Here is a 22,504-nt window from a genome sequence, read left to right on the forward strand (position 1 = left end):
GAACTTTCCGGCGAAAGCATGCGCAAACACAAGGTCCTGCCAGTCCCAGACGCAACTCCCGCTTGACCGAAAACGAGTTCGTCGACAAATATCGAAAAGACCCAGAGGCGCTCTAAGCTGTCCGGCTTCGCCTCGGAATCGTGTCCGGTATTCTATCGGAATAGGTGTCCGGTTTCGTCACGGAATCACTGTCCGGAATCATTGGAATACGCAGGTGAGCGAGCCGGAGCAACGCCTATTGTTGAGCGGGTCCTGCAGTTCGCTTCGTTCCTGACGGATGAGGTCGATGTGGCAGCGCTTGAGTATGGGAGCCGCCTCCTCTATCGAACCCGACCACTATATCGGAAGAACGAGCCGCAACGGCTTTTCACTTTGCCCATCGCCTTTGTAGGGTGACGGACGCAACGTACCACCTGGGAGTGCGGGCTCAGCCCCATGCCGGTAAAAACGGCCCTCTTCGCTGAGCAGGAGCTGGATGTCCTTCCTTTGGGAACGGCAGTCATCCCGCGGCTAACGCGCAAATGCTTTTGAGCAGTTTGGGCATGGTGCGCACCGCCCTCGAGCCCCCTTGCCGTGAGGATGGCCGGGGCCCAATCCTCGATACATCGACGCGAAAGCCTGGGGGGAACTCTGAAGCTTTGACGTATGACCCGGGGGGCTGACGATCCCGAGCGGACCGCCAATTCCTGTTTACGCTGCATGAGCCGCGCCAAGCTCCCATGCTGATGGCCGCGTGACTCATATGTGGGACGGCCCTTCAGGCAAGTGCTTTCTTCAGACGGCTCATCACACGGGAACGGTGCGGTCATATGTCGGCCTTTCAGCGCGGTTCAGAACCGCTGGCCTCGATGAAGTTCGCGATGTGAGGGGCTGATCAAACGAACGCGCTATGAGCGCATTGAGTCACGCGGCCTCTCTCGCCTCGGGATTTCGTCCATGGAATCATCGTCTGCTTTGTGCACCTCGCCTCTTCCGGCTACCGCGCCGGTATCGTTCGGGTCGTCTTTCGGCTCAAGAGCCCGCTCCCGCCTTTGGTCAGAAGCGCCCAGATGATCCGCGCCATCTTGTTGGCCAACGCGACGGCCATGACCTTGAAAGGCCGGCGTGCCAGAAGCGCACTTAGCCCCTTCGGCGCTTTGGCGTTGCTCCGCGCGTGCCGCAAAACAGAAGTCGCACCGAGCACCAGCAGGGAGCGAAGCTCCGGATTGCCCATCTTCGATATTCCTCCTAGCCGCTCTTTGCCTCCGCTCGAATGGGACTTCGGCGTCAACCTCAGCCAAGCGGCGAAGTCGCGGCCGGATTTGAACCCGCCGGGATCTGGAAGAAGCGCCTTGATCGAGGGCGCGGTGATCGCTCCGACGCCTGGTATCGCAGCCATCCGCGTCATATCCTCGTCACGTTTTGCCTCGCGAACAATCTCCCTTTCGAGATCATCGATCTGTCGCATCAACGCTTCGATCTGATCGGCGATGGCCGCCAGAGCGAAGCGCGCAGCATTCGGCAAGCGAGCATCGGTCTCATCCCGTACGATCTCGATCAGCCCCGCAACTTTCGCTGAGCTGACGCCAGCGATGATGCCCATTTTTGATAAATGAGCACGCAGTGCATTGATCACCTGAGTCCGCCGACGAACCAGAAGCCCGCGCGTCTTGAGCATCATCGCCGCCGCCTGCTGCTCGGCCGWYTTKACCGGMACAAASCGCATCGTCTTGCGGATGACGGCATCGCTGATCGCCTCGGCGGCGTCCGTCTTGCCCCGCTTGACGAATGGCTTGACATAGGCCGGCGGGATCAATCGCACCTCGTGACCGAGTGCGGCGATCTCGCGCGCACAGTAATGCGAACCGCCGCAAGCCTCAAGCCCGACAACCGCTCTCCACAACCAGCATCTGACTTCATGCAGGTGCAGAGATCGTCTTTCGATGATGTCTTGCGGCGTATGCCGAGCGCATAGTCAGGGMTATGCCTTCGGCACCATCGGCGGATGGTCTCATAGGACACGACGTCCCCCAATCGAACAGCATTTCTTCGCCATGGCACAAGCTCAGACTGAAGCGGAAGTTGAGCCAGACAGCACGGGCCACGACTTCGATCGAATAGGGTGGCTTTTGTAGGTCGGTGCACTCATGGTAGTGGGACGCGCTTATACCTCAATTTCCCTACCGCTCAATCAATGTGACAGCACCTCTGGACTCATTTTTCCCCACCAACCTCGGAAGCACGCCCCTAGAACCCCCACTCTCCGCCGAACGGGACAACAGTCAGTGCGACAGTATTTGGCTGAGGAATAGCTTTGTTCTTTCGTGTTGTGGCTTGGTGAAGAAGTCGTTCGGCTTGCCCTCTTCGACGATCTGGCCTGCATCCATGAAGATCACTCGGTCCGCGACGGCACGCGCGAAGCCCATCTCGTGCGTAACGCAAGCCATGGTCATGCCGTCGCGCGCGAGACTGGTCATCGTCTCGAGCACTTCAGCGACCATTTCTGGATCGAGCGACGAGGTCGGCTCGTCGAACAGCATGACCGTGGGTTCCATACAGAGCGAACGGGCAATGGCAACACGTTGCTGCTGTCCGCCGGAGAGCTGGGCAGGATATTTGTTGGCCTGCTCCGGAATACGCACGCGCTCGAGGAATTTCAGCGCGAGCTTCCTTGCCTCGGGCTCTGGCACGCCCTTGATCCACATCGGGGCGGCCATGCAGTTCATCAGCACCGTCATGTGCGGGAACAGATTGAAGTGCTGGAACACCATGCCGACGTTCTTGCGAACTTCAGCCACGTCGCGCATTTTGCTGTGCAACCTGATCCCGTTGACGGTAATCTCGCCCTCCTGATGCGCCTCGAGCCGATTGAAACAACGGATCAGCGTCGACTTTCCCGATCCGGAGGGGCCGCAGATAACAATGCGTTCGCCTTTGCGGACGGTGAGGCTGACGCTAGTCAATGCTCTGAAGGCGCCGTACCACTTCGAAACGTTCTTCGCTTCGATAATCTTTTCCCCACTCATTGTCGCCTGCTCATGTCCTGGTGACTCTCGATACGACGCTGGTTGTATGCGCGACATCTTGGCAGAAGCCTCCGAAGCCTTGCCCCTATTGGGGACGTTTTTCAGTTGATGTATCCTCCTAGTCGTCATCGCAGGTTGCTCCCGTCGCTTACGTTGATGACGCTCATCTTACCTTGCTCCGCGCGAAATAGCGCTCGATCCTGGATTGAATCACCTCGAGGCAAATGGACATAATCCAATAGATTACCGCCGCGGTGATCAGCATCTCCAAGTAATGAAAGGTCGGCTGGCCAAGCGTGCGAGCAAGGAATGTCAGTTCCCACACGCCGAGGACCGAGACGAGCGAGCTGTCCTTCAGCATCCCGATGAACATGTTTCCCATTGGCGGAATGATTACGGGAAGCGCCTGCGGCAAAATGATCTTGCGCATCGTGAGGCCAAAGCCGAAACTCATGGATCGGGATGCCTCCCACTGACCGCGGTCGATGCTCGCAATACCGGACCGGAAGATTTCCGTCATATACGCACCGATGCATAGTGAAAGCGCCAATATGCCTGATGGCACGGCATCAAGCACAATGCCCAGTTGGGGCAGGCCGAGATAGATCAGGTAAATCTGCATCAGAAGCGGCAATCCGCGGAAGAAGGACGTATAGAAGCTGGCAACCCCGTAAGCGAAGCCATTGCTTGACAGTTTCGCTATGGCGGCAACTATTCCGATAGTCGATGCGCAAACCAGTGAGATCACCGAAACATATAGTGTCGTCACCACTCCCTGCGTGATTAGGAAGGGTATCTTATCCCAAATAAAAGGCAGATTTAGATCGAATACTTTAACGAAAGCGATAAACAGAACGAGCAGTTCGAGCCACACAATGCCGATTTGCACTTTCAGCGATGCAAAACCGATCAGTACCAGGTTAAAGCAGAACACGACCGCAATCACAAAGGCAATCGCGAAGCGCCCGTAAAAGCCGCTCTCCAACGGCTCGCCGATGACAGGGCGCATGATTTCGCCCATAATGGTGCCCCTGAGGTCAACCATAAGAAAAACTGTGAGCACAACGGCAAAGACCGAGGCTATAAACAACGGCTTGTGGACGAGTACTTCGGATTCAACGGTATCCTGATAGAGCATGTGCAGCCTCCCAAAACAGCGGCCCCGGCCCGGCCGGGGCCGCTAAAGTTTCGCGAACCTTATTTTTCGACGGAGCGATCCAGTCCATCGTACCACTTCATCGACAGCTTGGAGAGAGTACCATTATCCCTCATGCTCTGGATGGCGGCCGCAATCTTGTCGTTAAATTCCTTGTCGCCGCGCATAATCGCCACAGCCCCCGGAGAGGAGTACAGCGGCTCGCCAAGCACCTTGAATGGATAGCCGGCCTTGATCGCGTTGCGCGCAAGGATTTCCTCATAAAGGACCGCATCGAGGCGAACGCCATCGCCCATGCGAAGGTCCTCAAACGCAACGCCTGAGTATTCCTTTATCTTGCCTGCCTTGAATTTGAAATCCATAGGTTTAGCGCCGGGCCAGTCGGCTACCAAGGTGTTATCGGCATATTGCGCGGAGTTGTCGCCTGCGCCGACGCCCACTACTTTGCCGTTGAGGTCCGACAGCTTGGTAGCCTTGCTATCCTTGTGGACGACCGCGATCACCGCCGAGTAAACATACATAGCCGGGAAGGCAAATTTTTCGGTGCGCGACTTCATGGGGCTCATTTGACCCATGGCCATATCCCAACGTTCGTTCCAACCGCCTGCAGCGATAAGGTCCCAACCCGGCGTTATGAACTTGACCTGCACCCCCAGGTATTCCGCGATTCCCTTCGCGACGTCGATGTCGTATCCAACGAGTTGTTTGTTGTCGTCCAGGGCCGACATCACCCCCCAGTCCGTCCCGACCGCCACTGTCAGCGTCTTTGTCTTGAGCACTTTATCGAGTACGGCGCCGGCATTGGCCGTAGCCGAGCAAGCCACGGAGGCAATTGCGAGCGAGGCTGTAGCGGCTATCATTGTCATAAGCTTGTTCATGCGAATGTTCCCTTCATTTTTTGCAAAATCGACCCGACCGGTTCTCCATGCCTGAGCAACAGGCGCGCCGATCGATCCATTCCAACCTAATTTCACCGGCCAGTAGGTGACAGAACATTATCGATATGATGCCCATCTTGACCTTAGATGGCTATCGGCGTAGCGCCTCAACGCGGCATTGCTCAGCCGGCGCAAGTGGGGTTGTCCGCTGTGCGTCGCCGCCTTTTCCCAGATCCGGCGAACATTTTATTATCGAGTACTCGTTAGTACGACTGTGTCAAAACAATTGTTCTGGAAGCATGGACATCGTGGCAGCGCGGGCGCCGCCAGGCGGCTGCTGAAGAAGCAGGGTCTGCCGCCAAAGCGTATGATCACCGAGAAATTGCGCTCCTACGGTGTGGCCAAACGCCAGATCACCGGAACGTGGAACACCGCTCGCATAAATGCTTGAACAACCCGAGGCGGAGAATTCTCACCGCCGTTCCGAAAACGGGAACGTACGCGACAGGGTCTCCGGTCGGTCGACGATCTTCTCCGCCGTCCGAAATTTCTTCGTCCCATCCCAGACCAACCGCTCCGCAGCACAAGTTCGAATCCATCGACGCCACTTCATGGCCGCGCGGAAGCAGTAAGTGCACGGCCTGCCTGAAAAGCGCGGTGTCGGCCTCACGCGACCACGTTTCAAACAAGGCGACAACGTCGTCGGCCTGCCCCCGATAGGACCTGAGTTAAACTAGCCGGTCCGCGCGGCCCTGATAAGTCGCGAAACCAGCGACTGTCGGCAATAAACGCGCGCCCGATAAGAGTTGTTGAACTCCGCATGCACCGTGTGACGTCGGCGCCGTAGAGTATCTGAATTCGCGATGGCTTGAATCTATAAACAACATTTGACTCTAGCGACGCTCGCAGAGACCGTGTCTCGGACCTCAAGAAATTTAAGAGCAACACCATGACCCCATGCCTCTCCATCTCTGGTCGCCGAGCTATCGTCTCCGCCGCGGCCTCCGGTATTGGTCGTATATCCCCGAGGCTTGCGGAAACTGGGCTAGGTGGGATGCGCGATGTTGATCGAAAGAAAGTTGCCGAGATGAAACAGCGTCATCCCGCCATTCGCGCGACAGCCACATAATCCGGAAACCGAGAGGAACTGCCGATGTCCAATGGAATTCTTCCGCCGGCCGGAACCCCGGCCGGCGTTGGGGGGGAGGAACCTAGCGAATTTCTTGACCGCGTTGAATTGTGGATCGCCACATGGCACGCCATTTCGGCGCCTAACGAGAATGCAAGGCGTGCCGCCGCCCGGCTTGAGAAAATGATCCACGAGATCGAAAGCATGCGCGGCACCTTGCGCTTCGAGGACGAGCCGGCGAGCTTCAACGCAGCGCTTATAGAGGCGAAGGAACAGGCGCGATGAGCGATCTGGCTGATTTCAGTTTAACCGAGGCTGTCGACGCTATTCGTGACCGAAAGGTTTCTTCACTTGAGCTCCTTGATGCGTGCTTCGCTCAAATCCAGCTTGGGGAAGAACTTAACGCTTTCATCTGGCTTGACTATGAGGGCGCTCGAWAATGCGCGCGCAAGGCAGACGAAGCACTCGCGAAGGGTAACTGGCTAGGTCCCTTGCATGGAATCCCTTTGGCTCATAAGGACATGTTCTACCGCGAAGGAAAGCCTTGCACTTGCGGCTCGAGAATCCGTAAGGATTTTGTGCCCGCCGTCACAGCTACTGTGCTTGCCCGCATGGACGCGGCGGGTGCCTATAGCTTCGGCGGTCTCAACATGGCCGAGTTTGCAGGGGGCGGAACTGGTCACAACAGGGAATTCGGCGACTGTCACAATCCTTGGAATCCGGCCTATCTCCCTGGCGGCTCTTCCTCGGGATCAGGTGCCGCCGTAGCCGCGCGTATGACCTATGCGGCACTTGGATCCGACACGGGCGGCTCGATTCGGCTACCGGCGGCAGCCTGTGGCGTCACGGGCATCAAGCCGACACAAACACGCGTTAGCCGCTATGGCGTGATGCCGTTATCCTTCTCTCTTGACAATGTCGGTCCTCTTGCCCGCACCGCGCGGGATTGTGCCCGCATTCTTTCTGTCATCGCAGGACATGATCCCTTAGATCCAACCAGTTCCACTGAGGGTGTGCCGATTTATGAGGAGGCACTGAAAGGCAAGGCCGACGGCATTAAGATCGGCGTGCCTGAGACATATTTCTTGGACAACGTGGATCATCCGGTTGGCATCGCGTTTGACAACGCCGTCGGGTTGCTAGCCAGAGGTGGCGTCAAAGTGGAGTGCGTTCCCGTGCCCTTCATTGATGCGATCTTGGCATACGGTGGGGTCGTTGATCTTGTTGAAGCGGCCTCCATTCATGCCGAATGGATGCGCGGGCGTCCGCAGGATTTGCCCGCGGATATTTCGTGGCTCTACGCGGGCTATGCTATTCCTGCAACTTACTATTTGGAGGCCCTGTCTCGGCGCGGACCTATTCTGAGGGAGTTTTCAAAAGCAGTTTTCAGCAGAGTTGACGTGCTTGCGACGCCGACCATCCCTACCTGCATTCCGACATTGGCGGAAACCAATATAGAGCATGGGTCAGTCGTCGGTGAAGGTAAGGCGGCTAAGCTTTGGGCCAATACCGGGATTTTCAACTACCTCGGCCTTCCAACCGTAAGCGTGAGTTGCGGTTTCGATCCAAACGGTCTGCCGATTGGTATCTCCTTTACAGGGCGCCCATTCGGTGAGGCAGATATTCTCAAATTGGCGGACGCTTATCAACAGGAGACCGATTGGCATAAGCGTCGTCCAATGTTGCCGGCTCAAGATATGATATCGAGTAAGGGTGGTGCCACATTGATTGAGCGGTAAAGAAATCGATCGAAATTGTGGCCCGTGCTGTCTTGCTCTACTTGCGATGATCTGAGGTGAGCAGTGACGGCGCTTGTAGCTGACTGGCGCGGGTTTATGCAAGTGCGGGTAGTGTGCTGAGAGTTCTGCAAATTCGCTGAGAGAGGGGTGGTCATGGCAGGCTGGTGATGTTCAACGTCACCTGATTCCCGCGAAGAGAGGTGGCTCGGGGAATCTGCACAGCCGGGACAAGTGGAATTTCTGCCTGAACTCGGCTTGATGCCGTGAAAAGGAGAGACCATGACAAGACGACCGCGCCGGAACCACAGTCCGGCCTTCAAAGCGAAAGTGGCGCTTGCCGCTATCAAGGGCGAGAAGACGCTGGCCGAATTGGCTGAGCAGTATGACGTCCACGCCAATCAGATTACGTCGTGGCGCACGCAGCTTCTGGAAGGGGCTGCCGGGGTCTTCGGCGGCGACAGCAAAGCTGAAGCTCCGCCACCGATCGATGTGAAGGAACTCCACGCGAAGATCGGTGAGTTGACGCTCACGAACGATTTTTAGCCGGCGCGCTCACCAAGGCGGGATTGCTGAGCGCAAAACGATGATTGACCGTCAGCACCCTTTACCCCTCAGGAAGCAGGCGGCAGCCCTCGGCATCAGCCGGGGGAGCGTCTATTATCTGCCGCGTCCGGTTCCAACTGCCGATCTGGCGTTGATGCTTCGGATCGACAAGTTGCATCTGGACTATCCCTTCGCGGGCAGTCGAATGATGCGCGACTTCCTCGTTCGCGAGGGCTTCGATGTCGGCCGGCTGCATATTGCGACGCTGATGAAGCGGATGGGCATCACGGCGATCTATCGGCGGCCGAACACATCGAAACCGGCTCCGGGCCACAAAATCTACCCGTATCTGCTGCGCAAGCTGCCGATCACGTGGTCCAACCAGGTCTGGGCGATCGACATCACCTATGTCCCGATGACGCGCGGCTTCGTCTATCTCGCGGCCGTGGTCGACTGGTTCAGCCGCAAGGTGCTGGCTTGGCGGCTCTCCATCACCATGGACGCAGCGTTCTGTATCGAAGCTGTCGAGGAGGCGCTGGCAAGATACGGCATGCCCGAGATCTTCAACTCGGATCAAGGGAGCCAATTTACCAGCGTGGCCTTCACTGACGTGCTGAAGAAGCACGAAATCGCCATCAGCATGGACGGCAAGGGCGCCTGGCGGGATAATGTCTTCGTTGAACGGCTTTGGCGGACGATCAAATACGAGGAGGTCTACCTGCGGGCCTATGCCAGCGTCTCGGAAGCGCGGGCATCGATCGGCCGATATATCGACGGCTTCTACAATACTCGCCGACCTCATTCGAGCCTTGACCGGCAGACGCCGGATGAGGCCTACTTCAAAGGGCTGCCATCAATCCCGATGGCGGCTTAACCGAGGCAGGAATCCACTTAGAGATAGTCCCGAAACTGTTCAAACAAACCGAACCAGCTCTGAACCCTGGGTCGTTGTGGATGCTTGGATTTTGTTCAGGCGAAGTCAAGCGTGCGATGAATCCGGGGATTTGGCGGCGGCCATGACGAGCTTGAAGACCATCAGCCTGGCGGTTTTCGACGACAGGGAGCCCTTCGTGCGCACCGTTCGGTGGCGAACGGTGGCCAAGGCGCTCTCGATCGGATTCGACGTTCGCAGATGATCCCAGTGTTCGGCGGGAAAGTCGTAGAACGCGTTTCGCGATCCTTAGTCAAGCAGTCGACCGCCTTGTCGTACTTCACGCCGTATTTCTCGGTGAACACATCGATCGCCATTTCGGCGGCTGACCGTGTCGGCGCGCCGTAAATCTCGCGCAAATCCGTCTTCATGTTGGCCTGCACCGAGAGCGGCACCTTGTTCAGGACATTGGCCGTCTTGTGCACGTTATGCCGACATCGGCATAAGGCGCATTATGCCGACTTGGGGTTGGAATTCGGTCTTGGGGACGGCGACCGCTGCGATGGGGTCGGCATAATCACGGCGGCCTGAGGATCGTGCAAACTCCTCTTCTTTCAAAGGAAGGGGATGTTTCATGTCGATCGATCCGTTTCGTGTTCGCGTCCAGGGCCCACTTGCCCCATTTGCGGCTGGGTTTGCCCGCGAACTCACCCGACAGGGCTATACGCAAATCTCCGCTCTCGGCCAGATGCGGCAGCTGGCGCGATTGAGCCGCTGGCTTGCATTGGAGGGGATAGACCTGAAGGACCTGGGTGCGAGCGATCTCGATCGATTTGTTCGCACTCGTCGTGCCGCTTGCCGGCAGCTCCGCTCGATCAAAGCATTGCAGCCCATACTAAGCCATTTGCGCGCGCTCGGCGTGGTGCAGCAGCCATCGCGCCGCGCGCCGGACAATCCGGTAGATGACCTGCTGCAACGATACCGACGCTATCTGACGGTTGAGCGCGGTTTGGGGAAAGCGACCGCGATCGGCTATGCCGACTGCGTGCGCCCCTTTCTGCGCCAACGGCTGTCGCCCGATGGGCTTGCCCTGGAGCTTGCGGGCTTGGCCACCACCGACATCGTCGCCTTTGTCGTGGCGCATTGCCCTCGGCTGGGCCGCGGCACGGCAAGCCTGACCGTGACGGCACTGCGTTCGCTGCTCGGATCCCTTCATGTCGAGGGCCTCATCGGGCATTCTCTTGCCGCTTGTGTGCCCTCGGTCGCCGGCCGCCGATTGTCCGGGCTGCCAAGGGGGCTGGATTCCGATCAGGTTGAGCGCCTCCTGGCATCCTGCGACTGCGGCACATCGCTCGGTTGCCGCGACTTCGCGGTGCTGACCGTGCTGGTGCGTCTCGGCTTGCGGGCGGGGGAAGTCGCCAGGCTCAAGCTCGATGACGTGGACTGGCGGGCCGGCGAGATCCTCGTGCAAGGCAAAGGAAGCTGCATCGAACACCTTCCCTTGCCGGCCGACGTCGGCGAAGCGGTGGCGGCTTATCTGCGCCACGGCCGTCCCCGGACTGCTCAGGGCCGTACGATATTTGTGCGCGTCAAGGCGCCCCATGGTGCCCTCTCCAGCAGTGGCGTGTCGCAAATCGTGGCTGCCGCCGGTCGCCGCGCCGGCCTCGGCCAGATATGCGCCCATCGCCTGCGCCATACGGCTGCATCGGCGATGCTGCGCGCCGGTGCGTCGCTGCCGGAAGTTGGGCAGGTCCTGCGCCATCGCCGCGCCCTGACAACGGCGATCTATGCCAAGGTTGACCGCGGAGCACTGCGAACGATCGCCCGCCCCTGGCCAGGAGAGGCGGCATGAGCGCGCTTCGTCAAGCCCTGGCCGACTACCTGGCCATGCGTCGCGCCCTCGGATACACGCTTGCTCGGTCTGAGAAGCTCCTTGACCAGTTCCTCACCTATCTCGAGGCACAGGGCGAAGAGCACCTGACCACAAAGACGGCCCTCGCCTGGGCGACGCTGCCGGCAGGCGCCGATCGAGACTGGATGTCCTCCCGGCTTTCCGTGGTTCGCGCCTTTGCGACCCACTTGCGCGGGCTCGACCCGGCAACCGAGGTGCCGCCCCGTGACCTGCTGCCAGGGCGGTCTCACCGAGCGACGCCTTATCTCTATTCCGAGGAGGACGTCATCGCGTTGATGACCGCGACCGCAGCATTGCGCACGCCACATCGGGAAGCGACCTACCGGACACTGATCGGCTTGCTGGCAGTGACCGGGATGCGGATTGGAGAAGCGATCAGCCTTGACCGCGGCGACTTCGATGCGGGCGGTGATGTTCTGACCATCCGGCTCGGAAAGTCCGGAAAATCCCGCGAGTTGCCGTTGCATCCCAGCACTGTTGCAGCCCTCGGCAATTATCTGCGCCGGCGCGATCGGCCCCGCCAGCGGCCTGACATGCCCGCCTTGTTCGTCTCACCGACTGGCACCAGGCTGCTCTATACCAACGTGCAAAACACGTTCCAGAAGCTTGTCCGTCGCGTCGGCATCACGCCGCGCTCGGCGGCTTGCCGACCGCGGCTCCACGACCTTCGCCACGCATTCGCTGTCCGCACTCTTCTTCATGCCTATCGCGACGGCAGCGACCCGGGACGGCAGCTCGCCCTGTTGTCGACCTATCTCGGACACGTCGATCCAGCCAAGACATACTGGTATCTCTCGGCGGCGCCGGAATTGCTGCAACTGGCCGGTGATCGTCTCGAGCGACAGATTGGAGGCGGCGCATGACCGCCCTCAGGGCCACCTTGCAGGCGTTCTTCACCGATCGCCTGATCCGGCAGCGGCAAGCCAGTCCGCATACGCTCGCGGCCTATCGGGATACCCTGCGGCTGATGTTGATCTTCGCCGCCACGCGATATGGCACAGAGCCTTCCAGGCTGGAGTTCAACGATCTCGACGCTGCGTGTGTCGGCGATTTCCTCGATCACCTCGAGCGTCATCGGGGCAACAGCGCGCGGACGCGGAATGCGCGGCTTGCCGCAATCCGGTCGTTGTTCCGATTCGCCGCGCTTCGTCACCCCGAGTTTGCCGCGACGATCGAACGGGTGCTTGCGATTCCGCCGAAGCGCTTTGAACGAAGGCTTGTGACGTTCCTGACGGAGGAGGAGCTCGACGCATTGCTGTCTGCCCCCACGCGGTCGACCTGGACCGGGCGGCGCGACCATGCCTTGCTGCGGCTCGCCGCGCAAACCGGCCTGCGGGCATCCGAACTGATCGGCCTTCACTGCGCCGATATCCATCTCGGTTCCGGCGCTCACGTTAGCTGTATGGGAAAGGGACGAAAGCTGCGGATCACACCCATCACCTCCAACATGGCCGCCGTGCTGCGCGTCTGGCTGGCCGAACGTGCCGGGCAGCCGACGGAGCCTCTCTTCCCCACACAGACCGGCAAGATGCTCAGCCGCGACGCTCTCGAGCGCCAGCTCGCGAAATATCTCGACATCGCTGCCAAAGGCTGTCCGTCGCTGAAGCGGAAAAAGGTCACACTGCACATCTTGCGTCACTATCTACCCCGCCCGACTATGTCGAGTAGCCCTGACTGTGATGGTAAATCTCTGAGGAATAAGGAAATTTCCCGCAGAAACACCCGGGCCACCCGACATAGTCAGCGCGATCTACAGGCTGTTCAAGAACTCCAGCAGATTGTCGTCGGGCCGGAAGCGGGATGACTTACCGGAATAAGGGGGCGTCTTTGCCAACGCCGCCTCCTTCATCGCCAAAGTCGCTTCGAGATAGATCTGTGTGGTCTCGACCGATTCATGGCCGAGCCACAGAGCGATGACGGCACGGTCGACGCCCGCCTGCAGGAGGTCCATGGCCATCGTGTGTCTCAGACGATGAACAGTGACGCGCTTTCCATTCAGCGACGGGCAAATGGCAGAAGCGCTCTGGCGGTGTTTGTTCAGCATATACTGAACGCCATGAACGCTCAGCCGCTCACCTCTGGCGCTGGGAAACAGGATACCTTGGCCTCCGCGCTGAGGCTCTTTCAGCCAGTTTCTCAAGACTGCGGTCGTAGACTTGGCGAACGGGGTGCAGCGTTCCTTGCGCCCTTTACCAATGACGCGCAGATGGGCCCCCGTGCCGAAGAACAGATCATCCCGCTTGAGACCGGTGATCTCCGATAGCCGCAATCCGGTCTGCACGGCGACCAGCAGGAACGCGTGATCGCGTCGGCCGGACCAGGTCGATTGATCCGGTGCGGCCAGCAAGGCATCGACCTCTGGGCGGGTTAGGAAATTGACCAGGGTTCGAGTGAAGCGCTTGCTGGGGATCGCGAGCACGCGTTGAATTTGGGCGGAATGCTCGGGTGCTTCGAAAGCCGCATAGCGAAAGAAGGAATGAATCGCCGTGAGGCGCAAGTTGCGGCTGCGGACGCTGATACCCTGCTGGTTCTCCAGGTCATCAAGGAAGGCAACGATCAACGGCGCGTCGACCTCCTCGAAGTTCAAGCGAGACGGCGGCTTATGCAGTGTTCGTGCAGCGAACTTCAGCAACTGCCGAAATGTGTCGCGATAGGAACTGATTGTGTGGGGGCTTGCCTGGCGCTGTTGCATCAGGCGTTGGATGAAAAAGCGCTCCAAAAGTGGCGCCAGGCTGGCATGCTTGGTCATGTCCGATCCTCCCAGCGGCGCTCAAGGCGGCGCATTGCTTCTTGCATCAGCTCGGGTGAACCGGTGAGGTACCATTGGGTATCGGCCACGTGGACATGACCGAGATAGGTGGACAAAATGGGCAGGAGCCGCTCGGGTTCTTGCTCGGCTTCGTACCAACGCACCAGTGTGTTTGTCGCGAACACATGTCTCATGTCATGCAGGCGCGGGCCGTGGCTGTCAGTTGCGCCTCGCAGGCCAATCTGGCGAGACAGAGCATAGAACGTTCGATGAATGTCTCCCACATCAAGGCGGTTGCCCGACTGGGAAGTGAACAAATAAGGAGACGCCGCCTGGGCCGCGCAATGCTGTCGGCGGCGTTTGAGATAATCCTGGAGCACTGCGCACGTTGATGCGTGCATCGGCACGAGACGGGACTTTCCGAACTTCGTGCCGCGGATCGTCAGCACGGCGGTATCGAAATCGATGTCCGAAAGTTTGAGGTTACGGGCTTCGCCGAGGCGCAGGCCGGAAACGCTCAGCAATCCGAACAGGCAATAATATGTCCATGGCCTGAGCTTGCAGCGAGTATATCGGCACGGCATCTCAAGCGCTGCGGACAAGAGGCGCTGGATGTCTTCCGTTGAATAGAGATAAGGCCGAGCTCGCTTCGGGCGAAAGGGTAGCAAACCGTCTGGGGGAATCTGGGTTCGCGGATCAGCGGCAGCTCGATGACGGGCGAATACGCGGACATACCCCAGCCGTCTCGCCCAATGCGAAGGCTGCGCGCGCGACGGTCGCTGAGCCCAGGCAAGGGCCAGTTCCGTCGTGATGTGTGGCGTATCGTTGGCCTCCAGGAAGGCGACGAAATCGATCAATCCCCGTTCTGTCTCTCGCAGCTTGAACCCCAGCCCTCGCCGCATCTCGATGTACTCCTGAACAGCCTGTCGGAGCATGCTCATTGGGCTTCTCCCGGCCATGGCAAAGCCAGTGTTCGCAAAGCGTCGAGATCGACCTTGGCGTAGATCGCCGTTGTCTGCACATGACGGTGTCCCAGAACTTCACCGATCTCACCCAGCGAGGCACCGCCACGCAGCATCTCTGAGGCAAGGCCGTGTCGGAACTGGTGCGTTCCCTTTGTGGGAGATTCGATGCCAGCCCTCCTGAGTGAGCGTCGGATGACCGACCCGAACCCACTCGGCCCCTTGAAACCGCGGATCGGGGCCTTGTCGCGCAAGAAGACGCGACGGTCGGCATTGCGTGGGCGCGCCTTCCGCAGGTAGTCGGCAATCGCCTCGCCAACATCCGCTGGCAACGGAAGGTCGTTGCGTTGACCGTTCTTGCCACGCACACGGATCTGCCCGGCGACCCAATCGATATCGTCGAGTTCGAGCGACGACCTCACTCGATCGCAATCCCAATCGCGCCAATGCGAGGATCATCGCGTAGTCGCGGCACCCGACGGGCGTATCGCGGTTAATGCTGGCGAGCAAACGAGTGACCTCGTCGCGGCCGATCGCACGAGGAATAGACGAGAGCGACCAGTTGGCTACGATCGGGACCGCTGCCGCCAGGTCTGACGTGACATCTCCACGATAGCGCACATAGGAGAGAAACGACCGCAGTGCGGTGGTAATGATCTTCGCGCGTCGCATGTTGAGACGCGAAACCTTCCGTTGCACGAAATCGGTCACGTCGACGGCACGCAACTGTGCGAGCGAGACCTCACCCCCGCCGAAGCGGAAGTTGAGAAAATCCCGGACAACTGGCCGGTAATTTATGATTGTTTGACCAGACAGCGCCCGCGCGTGATGCAAATACCGCTCATATGCCTGCACATGTTGTTCTACCGGTGATGGGTTGTACTCGGCCTCAATCTCTTCGGCGATTGCGTTCTGGCTTCGCAGAAAAGCCAGTAGATGTCGAAGAGCGGCGGTATCTCCAAGCTTTGGCCGCTGCGCTCGGTCCAGCAAATAACGCCCAGGATGGTCTCCACTTATGTCGCTGAGCTCAATCCCCTTTTGCCCGAGCCACTTGCTGAAGCCTGCGGCCAGCAGCACCTGGTTCCTCATGGAAAGACCGTAGCCTCGATCACCGAGCCATTCGGCAAACGGAACGATATAACTCGCCACCGGGCCCTCTGGTGGCCGCGACAACGCCAAATCATCATTGATGAAACACTTCATTGTTTGCTCCCTTTCCAAGCTGGATTGCCGGAAGGGCTACAAACTATCTCTACATGTTATCGCATAAACCCTTGGAATCGTGGGCAGAACTCTAGCTACTCGACATAGTCGGGCGGGGTAGATAGTGCCGGCTATGTCGACCAAGACATAGCCGGCATACCGCGGCAATGCGGTTGCTGCGTGCCGGTGTCGACACATCGGTGATCGCGCTGTGGCTTGGCCACGAACAGATCGAGACCACCCACGTCTATTTGCACGCCGATCTAGAGCTTAAAGAGCGCACCCTGGCGAAAACCACGCCGGCCAACACGGCGCCAGGACGCTACCGGCCGCCCGACAAGCTTCTCGCTTTCCTCGAGGCGCTCTGATTATGCCGACCCCGTCGCAGCGGTCGCCGCCCCCAAGACCGAATTCCAACTCCAAGTCGGCATAATCCGGAAGTCGGCATAATGCGCCCAGCAGCGTTGGTGCCTGGTGCCGGGAAAGACCTCGTCGAGCGCCCTCCAGAAGCCGAGCGCGCCATCGCCGACGGCAATATCGGGCGCGATCTTCAGGCCACGCCGCTTCACGTCGACCAGCAACTCGCGCCAGCTCTGCGCGCTCTCGCGAACGCCGGTCTGGAAACCGACGAGTTCTTTCCTGCCCTCGGGCGTGGCGCCGATCAGGACCAGCATGCATTCGGCTTGGTCTTCCATCCGCGCCTGCAGGTAGACCCCGTCCGCCCACACATAGACATAGCGCCGCGCCGAAAGATCGCGCTTTTGCCAACGCTCGTAATCGGCGTTCCACTCCGCCGTCAGCCGCGTGACTCACCGAGGGTGAAAGGTTCGGCGCGTCCTTGCCCACAAGCGCTCAGCGCTTCCTGGAAATCCCCTGTCGAAACGCCGCGCAGGTAGAGAACGGGAAGCAGCCCATCCAGACTTCGCGTCCGACGCGCCCATTTCGGCAGGCTCGATGAGGAGAACCGGACCTGATCAACCTCGCCATTCGCGCCGCGATCCCGGATCTTCACCCGGCTGACTGGCACCGGCCCGATCCCCGTCTGGATGCTCCGCTCCGGGCCGTGGCCATGCCGGACAATCCGGTCACGGCCATCGGCAAGCTTGAGATCCCGCATCTCGGCAAGAAACGTCCCGGACAGTTCCGACATGATGAATCACTGATGGGCAATGCCAAACCAATGCATGGGGTTTCTCGATCTTACGAACGCACCGGTCGCCAACAGAATTACCACCCATGAAGTCGGACCTCTGCCGGCCAACGCTATCGTCTGTGTTTGGCCCGTGTTTGTCGGTAACGTTCCCAGCCGGGCGAGGGGTGAGGCTTGCCAGCATGTATCCTGAACATCCATCGCGTAGCTAGATGACCACAATATGGAAACAGCATTTGACGCAAGCCGCTGTTGCGAGTGAACGTCCGGTAAGACGAAAATTCGAAGCAGCCGTGCATTCCGATTGCCGCCGAACCTACGTTAAACTGATGGCGCCCCGTCCAAACAGCAAGTTAGCAATTGAGGTAATCTGTGACCACTACATCATCAGCAGTTCCACTGACGGACCTTCCATTCCCTAATGACGAGTATGAACGGCGTCAGCAGGAAGTCTTCGAGGCTATGGAACGAGCCAACCTCGACGCCCTCTTGGTAACCGCTCATGGCCACCTTCAGTATCTTAGCGGATATGACGGGCGCGGCGCATACTTTATGCCGTTCCCATTGATCCTCGTACCGGGGAAAAAGCCGACCTTCGTCGTCCGGGAGTATGAATTAGGCGGCGTTCGTCCAAGCAGCTGCGTCCAGGAAATACTCACCTACAGGGACCAGGATGGGTTTGCCCCGGTATGCGCCGATGTTATTCGCCGGTTCGGTTTGAACGGGCGCAGAATTGGGCTTGAGCTTGGCTGCTGGAATCTTGCGCCAGCAGACGTTAGTGCGCTTCAGGCGCAACTTCCCGATACGAAATTCGCTGACGCAACCTCTCTGGTGGCGACGGTGGCAGCCGTAAAGACGGAGTTGGAACTCAAAGCCATGCGCTTTGCAATCGAACTGACGGATGTGGCCGTCAGTACATTCCAGCAATCATTGCGGGAGGGCATTACGGAATCGGAAGTGGCCGAGAACATTGAGCGGGAGGTTGAGAAGGCAGGGGGTGTATTGCGGTCGAGTTCCATGACCCTGCTGTTTGGGGAGCGGACGAAACTTTCGCACGGCGGTCCGAAGCCGCATCCGATTGGTAACAATGAGCCAGCTTTCATGGAACTTGGTGGTGTGAAGGACGGATACCCCTGTGGCCTGGTCCGGAGCGCTGTCCTTGGCCGACATGCCGAAACTGAAAATCTGCACGACCTCTCAATTGAAGTTCTGGAGGCGGTTATTTCTGCGATCAAGCCTGGCGCGATCGCCGGCGAAGTTGATGCCGCCGGGCGAGAGGTGCTCAAGCGCCATGGACGTCCTGAGTTGCTTAATCACCGGGTCGGCTACCAAACCGGCATCAACTGGTTGGAGCGCGGCAACATCAGCCTTCAGCCTGGCGCTACGGATATACTTAAACCAAACATGACATTGCATATGCCAATCATCCTGTGCGGAGAAAGTGGTTACCTGGTTGGAACCAGCGAGCACGTCGTGGTGACAGAGCAGGGCGCGGAAATCCTCAGCCGCACACCTCACACGCTGTATCGTGCGTAGTTGGAGGACGGAGCTTTACTGAATAGTTCCTGGGATTTTGCAGAGTGCGGCATCAAATGGCGCCGCCAATTCCGCAAGATCGTGCGATTTGCGACCGAAGGCTGGCTTCGTTCGGCATCGATCATCCTTATGCCGCCAGGTCAGATCTGTGACAGAACGCGTAGATGAATCGCTGTCGTGATGAGATTGGGGTGTCCGAGGATCGCCTGAAGAGTGAGAGGTGGATTGAAGTCGGTTTATCTAGTCTAGCGCTGCCGTTGCAGGAACCGGAGCTCGATCCCGTCCTGGAACTTGGCACCTGCGAGCAGTTTCGGCAACTGATTTTGTCCCTTCAATCGACGCCAGGATTTGGCGGCGGCCATGACGGGCTTGAAGACCATCAGCCTGGCGCTTTTCGACGACAGGGAGCCCTTCGTGCACACCGTTCGGTGGCGAACGGTGGCAAAGACGCTCTCGATCGGGTTCGCAGATGATCCCAGTGTTCGGCGGGGAAGTCGTAGAACGCCAGCAACGTCTCGCGATCCTTTGTCAGGCAGTCGACCGCCTTGTCGTACTTCGCGCTGTATTTCTCGGTGAACACATCGATCGCCGTTTCGCCTGCTGAGCATGTCGGCGCGCCATAAATCTCGCGCAAATCCGTCTTCATGTTGGCCTGCACCGAGAGCGGCACCTTGTTCAGGACATTGGCTGTCTTGGCCGATCAGATCCACACCACGTAATGTCTGCAGCGCCCGCACGATCGGCGCCAGCGACCAGACTGGAACGGACTCCTCGATCACACGCTCAAGCCGCTCGACCCGCTCTTTCGAGATACGAACCGCTTCGACCATCTCCTGGAGCGCGATCTGATGCGTGGGATGATCGAACTGCTGCGCCTGCAGCCAGCAGAGACGGCGCATCGTCCAACCCTTCTTGCGAGGATAGATACGTCCATGCTTGAGCATGAAGGCGCTAACATGCTGCCGGTGAACCCGAAGTGTCTCAACTGCGGCCGCCCTGGCCATCTACGCGCTCGGCCTCCTTTGCCCCACGGGAGCAAAATGGATGAGGCAACGCTCCTCGGGAGCATCGTTGCGTAAGGCAATACGGCTTCTCTCCCAGATCGATGTCGCGCTACAGTTGTGAGGAGGCCGGCCTCGCCACGGTTCCAGTTCTTCCTAGGGAAAATCGAGTAGCGGTAGTTCGACCAAGCCGGGCGGCGGCCATCTAAGAACGCGATGGTACCGTCCGGGACATTATATTGGCGAATTGACGATAGCTTGGCGCATACTTGCAGAGCGGAGAAACGCAATCCCGGCGCCAAGGTCGCCCGATACTCACAAATAGGTTGAACCATGAGCAAAGCACCACATCTTACGTTCGATCTTGATACGCCCGGCGTGAGCTGGGGTCATCTTGTTGTCCCGGGAGGTGCCGACCATGGGGAGCTTTCGCTCCCGGTCTTCAGTCTCAATAAAGGAGAGGGACCGCGTCTTCTTATCACCGGTGGAAATCATGGCAACGAATTGGAGGGGCCAATTGTCGCGCGACGGCTTATTAAGTGGCTGCCAGACGCGCAAACCTGTGGAAGGGTCATCGTCCTACCGGTGCTCAATCCATTGGCCGTGCAAGCCTGGAGCCGCAATACTCCGCTCGACGGGTTGAATCTCAATCGCGTCTTTCCGGGCCGCGCCGACGGGTCAGTGACCGAACGAATCGCGGATGCGGTTTCGCGCGTATTGTTGCCAATGGCCGACACCGTATTTGATCTGCACAGCTTCRGACCAACGTGGGAGTTTCCACCAGCGGCCACGACGCACCCCATTGCCGATCCCGATCTCATGGCCAGGACGGTGAGAATGGCGGAAGCGTTCAAATTGCCCTTGACGTTGGTCTGGCAACACAACGACACGGCTGGAATGTTTGATATCACGGCCCAAAACCAGGGTAAGGTATTTGTTTGCACTGAATTCGGTGGGGGCACGGTCGGCGCGGACAATCTCGCGATCTACGAGACTGGAGTGCGCAACGCGCTCATCGCGCTCGGGCTGGTCGAGGGAAAAGCCGAGTATCCAACTTTCCGTCAACAGAAGTTCGGCCAAACGCTCGAAACGCGTCCATCCGATGAGCTGAAATCGCCTGCGCCGGGCATCTTCGAACCTCGCTGCTCGGTGCTGGATGAAGTGAAGCAGGGAGATCTCATAGGTATCCTGCATTCGATAGCTTCGCTGTCCGCTGAGTCCATTGATATCCGCGCGCCTGAAACGTCCATCGTCTTGGCCGTGGCATCGGGGGCGCATGTCGACGCCAACAAAGTGGTAGCGTTCCTTGCGCGGCCGCTAAAGATTTAAGTATCAGGTGCAGCTAGCGCCTCGCGTGCCAGTAGCGGAACGAATTTAATCCCGTCAGGATGAATCGAGTGACCGAATTGCAGATCAAAGACGTCCTCCTTGCGCCCGGCAACGGCGCATTCTTCTATGACGATCAGGCTGCCATTAGGTCGGGCGCGACCCAGGACGGCTTCATCTATGTCGGTGAACCGAAAACGCCTGGGTTCAATTCGATTCGCATTCCAGCATCTTCGCTCAGCGTTGGGCTGGTCCTTGCCGACGAAACCGTAGTTTGGGGCGACATGATGAACGTCCAGTACTCTGGTGCCGGGGGACGCGATCCTGTGTTTGAAACTGCTCAAATCTCGGATTTGACGTCGCGCGTTGTGACGCCACGGCTCCTTGACGCCAATGCTTCTCTTTACCTGGATTCCTGCGCGACGGTTCTCGAGCCTTTCGAACACAAGCGGTTACCTCTCGCGATTGAGTATGGCGTCAGTCAGGCGCTGCTTCGCGCAGCAGCTCATCTTCAACGTACGACGATGGCGGAGATCTTATGCAGTGAATTTAACCTACCGCTGCCAATACGTAAGGTCCCGATTTACTGCCAAAGCGGTGACGCTCGCGAAATCAATGTCGACAAAATGATCCTGAAGGCGGTGGATGTGCTTCCCCACGGCCTAATCAACTCACGGCAGAAATTCGGCCAAGGCGGCCAGACCTTCATGGAGTTCGTGAAGCGGGTTGCGGCACGAACGCGCGAAATCGGCCGCCCGGGGTATCATCCGGTGCTACATTTCGACTTGTATGGCTGGATCGGCCAGGAAATTGGAATGGAGCCACAACGGATTGCCGACTTTATCTGCAAGGTCGCAGAAACCGTTCCGGATTTCACACTCAATATCGAATCCCCAGCGGATTTTGGCTCGACGCAAGCTCAAATTGAGAACTACGCCCAAATTGTCTCGATGTTGGATGATCGGAGTTCCAGCGCTCGCATTGTCGTGGATGAGAGATGCAATACGCTCGAGGATATCCGGCTCTTTGCCGAAGCGAAGGCCGCGCATCTCGTCCAAATCAAAACCCCCGATGTTGGCTCAATTGCCGACACAGCGCGGGCCGTTCTTCTCTGCAAAGCGAACAAGGTCGGCGCGTATGTCGGAGGGAGCTGTACTGAGACGGATCTCTCCGCCCAAGCTTCTGTCCACGTATCGGTTGCAACCCAGGCCGACATGATGCTTGCAAAGCCCGGAATGGGTGTCGACGAGGCATTCTCAATTGTGGGGAATGAACAAAACCGGTTGCTGGCGATGCTGAACCGTCGTCGGGCACAAGACGAAAAAATTGGATGAAAAGCACGGT

Annotated in this window: 15 protein-coding genes and 8 pseudogenes; 11 read left to right on the forward strand and 12 right to left on the reverse strand. The window is 58.7% G+C overall.

Annotated features, from left to right (window positions below; all coding sequences use genetic code 11):
- Positions 1-976 precede the first annotated feature (976 nt).
- From AC1D0N_RS27855 to AC1D0N_RS27870, 4 genes and pseudogenes are all read right to left on the reverse strand, one after another.
- Positions 977-1,870: pseudogene (locus AC1D0N_RS27855) on the reverse strand (IS110 family RNA-guided transposase); the annotation flags it as partial.
- Between the two features lie 391 nt (positions 1,871-2,261).
- Positions 2,262-3,005: an amino acid ABC transporter ATP-binding protein gene (locus tag AC1D0N_RS27860; RefSeq protein WP_477249373.1), complete on the reverse strand. Its 744-nt coding sequence runs from the start codon at positions 3,003-3,005 to the stop codon at positions 2,262-2,264.
- 163 nt (positions 3,006-3,168) lie between these two features.
- On the reverse strand, positions 3,169-4,143 hold the full coding sequence (locus tag AC1D0N_RS27865; RefSeq protein ID WP_477249375.1) for an amino acid ABC transporter permease: 975 nt from the start codon (positions 4,141-4,143) through the stop codon (positions 3,169-3,171).
- A gap of 59 nt (positions 4,144-4,202) precedes the next feature.
- A complete protein-coding gene (locus AC1D0N_RS27870; RefSeq protein ID WP_477249377.1) occupies positions 4,203-5,039 on the reverse strand; it encodes a transporter substrate-binding domain-containing protein in 837 nt (278 codons plus the stop codon).
- A gap of 331 nt (positions 5,040-5,370) precedes the next feature.
- Between AC1D0N_RS27870 and AC1D0N_RS27875 the strand changes: the two are divergent.
- The 4 genes and pseudogenes from AC1D0N_RS27875 to AC1D0N_RS27890 form a co-directional block, all read left to right on the forward strand.
- Positions 5,371-5,671 (forward strand): annotated as a pseudogene (locus tag AC1D0N_RS27875) (DDE-type integrase/transposase/recombinase); the annotation flags it as partial.
- A gap of 521 nt (positions 5,672-6,192) precedes the next feature.
- Positions 6,193-6,453 (forward strand): hypothetical protein, encoded by a 261-nt coding sequence (locus AC1D0N_RS27880; RefSeq protein WP_477249379.1) that lies wholly within the window; start codon positions 6,193-6,195, stop codon positions 6,451-6,453.
- Positions 6,450-7,907 (forward strand): amidase, encoded by a 1,458-nt coding sequence (locus tag AC1D0N_RS27885; RefSeq protein WP_477249381.1) that lies wholly within the window; start codon positions 6,450-6,452, stop codon positions 7,905-7,907. Before AC1D0N_RS27880 ends, AC1D0N_RS27885 begins: the two co-directional genes overlap by 4 nt.
- 279 nt (positions 7,908-8,186) lie before the next feature.
- Positions 8,187-9,324, forward strand: a protein-coding gene (locus AC1D0N_RS27890; protein ID WP_477249383.1) for an IS3 family transposase whose coding sequence is annotated in 2 segments (ribosomal slippage) — positions 8,187-8,446 and positions 8,445-9,324 — 1,140 coding nt in all. Because the reading frame shifts where the segments join, the coding sequence is not laid out codon by codon here.
- 126 nt (positions 9,325-9,450) lie between these two features.
- Here AC1D0N_RS27890 and AC1D0N_RS27895 read toward each other — a convergent pair.
- Positions 9,451-9,806 (reverse strand): annotated as a pseudogene (locus AC1D0N_RS27895) (transposase); the annotation flags it as partial.
- A gap of 149 nt (positions 9,807-9,955) precedes the next feature.
- On the opposite strand from AC1D0N_RS27895, the gene AC1D0N_RS27900 reads away from it, so the two are divergent.
- From AC1D0N_RS27900 to AC1D0N_RS27910, 3 genes are read left to right on the forward strand one after another with little or no spacing between them, the layout of a single operon-like run.
- On the forward strand, positions 9,956-11,173 hold the full coding sequence (locus AC1D0N_RS27900) for a site-specific integrase (protein ID WP_477249386.1): 1,218 nt from the start codon (positions 9,956-9,958) through the stop codon (positions 11,171-11,173).
- Entirely contained in the window at positions 11,170-12,096 is a 927-nt protein-coding gene (locus AC1D0N_RS27905; protein ID WP_477249388.1) for a tyrosine-type recombinase/integrase, read from the forward strand. Before AC1D0N_RS27900 ends, AC1D0N_RS27905 begins: the two co-directional genes overlap by 4 nt.
- Positions 12,093-13,037, forward strand: coding sequence for a tyrosine-type recombinase/integrase (locus AC1D0N_RS27910; RefSeq protein WP_477249390.1), 945 nt, complete (start codon positions 12,093-12,095; stop codon positions 13,035-13,037). Before AC1D0N_RS27905 ends, AC1D0N_RS27910 begins: the two co-directional genes overlap by 4 nt.
- On the opposite strand, the gene AC1D0N_RS27915 is transcribed toward AC1D0N_RS27910, so the two are convergent.
- The 4 genes and pseudogenes from AC1D0N_RS27915 to AC1D0N_RS27930 all read right to left on the reverse strand — a co-directional run.
- Positions 12,984-13,982 carry a site-specific integrase gene (locus AC1D0N_RS27915; RefSeq protein WP_477249392.1) on the reverse strand — a complete coding sequence of 333 codons (999 nt, stop codon included), beginning with the start codon at positions 13,980-13,982 and terminating at the stop codon, positions 12,984-12,986. The two genes, AC1D0N_RS27910 and AC1D0N_RS27915, sit on opposite strands and share 54 nt — an antisense overlap.
- Positions 13,979-14,923 (reverse strand): tyrosine-type recombinase/integrase, encoded by a 945-nt coding sequence (locus AC1D0N_RS27920; RefSeq protein WP_477249394.1) that lies wholly within the window; start codon positions 14,921-14,923, stop codon positions 13,979-13,981. Before AC1D0N_RS27920 ends, AC1D0N_RS27915 begins: the two co-directional genes overlap by 4 nt.
- A complete protein-coding gene (locus tag AC1D0N_RS27925; protein WP_477249396.1) occupies positions 14,920-15,366 on the reverse strand; it encodes a tyrosine-type recombinase/integrase in 447 nt (148 codons plus the stop codon). Before AC1D0N_RS27925 ends, AC1D0N_RS27920 begins: the two co-directional genes overlap by 4 nt.
- Positions 15,367-15,622: 256 nt before the next feature.
- Positions 15,623-16,147, reverse strand: a pseudogene (locus AC1D0N_RS27930) (site-specific integrase); the annotation flags it as partial.
- Between the two features lie 140 nt (positions 16,148-16,287).
- Between AC1D0N_RS27930 and AC1D0N_RS27935 the strand changes: the two are divergent.
- Positions 16,288-16,515, forward strand: a pseudogene (locus AC1D0N_RS27935) (tyrosine-type recombinase/integrase); the annotation flags it as partial.
- Positions 16,516-16,596: 81 nt separating this feature from the next.
- Here the strand turns inward: AC1D0N_RS27935 and AC1D0N_RS27940 are convergent.
- Positions 16,597-17,276 (reverse strand): annotated as a pseudogene (locus AC1D0N_RS27940) (IS256 family transposase); the annotation flags it as partial.
- A gap of 393 nt (positions 17,277-17,669) precedes the next feature.
- On the opposite strand from AC1D0N_RS27940, the gene AC1D0N_RS27945 reads away from it, so the two are divergent.
- Positions 17,670-18,833, forward strand: coding sequence for a M24 family metallopeptidase (locus AC1D0N_RS27945; RefSeq protein ID WP_477249397.1), 1,164 nt, complete (start codon positions 17,670-17,672; stop codon positions 18,831-18,833).
- Between the two features lie 245 nt (positions 18,834-19,078).
- On the opposite strand, the pseudogene AC1D0N_RS27950 reads toward AC1D0N_RS27945, so the two are convergent.
- Together AC1D0N_RS27950 and AC1D0N_RS27955 are read right to left on the reverse strand one after the other, a co-directional pair.
- A pseudogene (locus AC1D0N_RS27950) lies at positions 19,079-19,527 on the reverse strand (transposase); the annotation flags it as partial.
- A gap of 4 nt (positions 19,528-19,531) precedes the next feature.
- Positions 19,532-19,834 (reverse strand): annotated as a pseudogene (locus AC1D0N_RS27955) (IS110 family transposase); the annotation flags it as partial.
- 333 nt (positions 19,835-20,167) lie between these two features.
- On the opposite strand from AC1D0N_RS27955, the gene AC1D0N_RS27960 reads away from it, so the two are divergent.
- Together AC1D0N_RS27960 and AC1D0N_RS27965 are read left to right on the forward strand one after the other, a co-directional pair.
- Entirely contained in the window at positions 20,168-21,163 is a 996-nt protein-coding gene (locus AC1D0N_RS27960; protein WP_477249399.1) for a peptidase M14, read from the forward strand.
- A gap of 77 nt (positions 21,164-21,240) precedes the next feature.
- Positions 21,241-22,494 carry a methylaspartate ammonia-lyase gene (locus AC1D0N_RS27965; protein ID WP_477249461.1) on the forward strand — a complete coding sequence of 418 codons (1,254 nt, stop codon included), beginning with the start codon at positions 21,241-21,243 and terminating at the stop codon, positions 22,492-22,494.
- Positions 22,495-22,504 lie beyond the last annotated feature (10 nt).

Source organism: Mesorhizobium sp. P2_E10 (genome assembly GCF_056404235.1).

Bases quoted from the DNA above. Each gene is read 5' to 3' on its own strand.
- AC1D0N_RS27915 (WP_477249392.1), bottom strand. From the start codon at position 13,982: ATGACCAAGCATGCCAGCCTGGCGCCACTTTTGGAGCGCTTTTTCATC.
- AC1D0N_RS27860 (WP_477249373.1), bottom strand. From the start codon at position 3,005: ATGAGTGGGGAAAAGATTATCGAAGCGAAGAACGTTTCGAAGTGGTAC.
- AC1D0N_RS27920 (WP_477249394.1), bottom strand. From the start codon at position 14,923: ATGAGCATGCTCCGACAGGCTGTTCAGGAGTACATCGAGATGCGGCGA.
- AC1D0N_RS27865 (WP_477249375.1), bottom strand. From the start codon at position 4,143: ATGCTCTATCAGGATACCGTTGAATCCGAAGTACTCGTCCACAAGCCG.
- AC1D0N_RS27905 (WP_477249388.1), top strand. From the start codon at position 11,170: ATGAGCGCGCTTCGTCAAGCCCTGGCCGACTACCTGGCCATGCGTCGC.
- AC1D0N_RS27900 (WP_477249386.1), top strand. From the start codon at position 9,956: ATGTCGATCGATCCGTTTCGTGTTCGCGTCCAGGGCCCACTTGCCCCA.
- AC1D0N_RS27910 (WP_477249390.1), top strand. From the start codon at position 12,093: ATGACCGCCCTCAGGGCCACCTTGCAGGCGTTCTTCACCGATCGCCTG.
- AC1D0N_RS27880 (WP_477249379.1), top strand. From the start codon at position 6,193: ATGTCCAATGGAATTCTTCCGCCGGCCGGAACCCCGGCCGGCGTTGGG.
- AC1D0N_RS27870 (WP_477249377.1), bottom strand. From the start codon at position 5,039: ATGAACAAGCTTATGACAATGATAGCCGCTACAGCCTCGCTCGCAATT.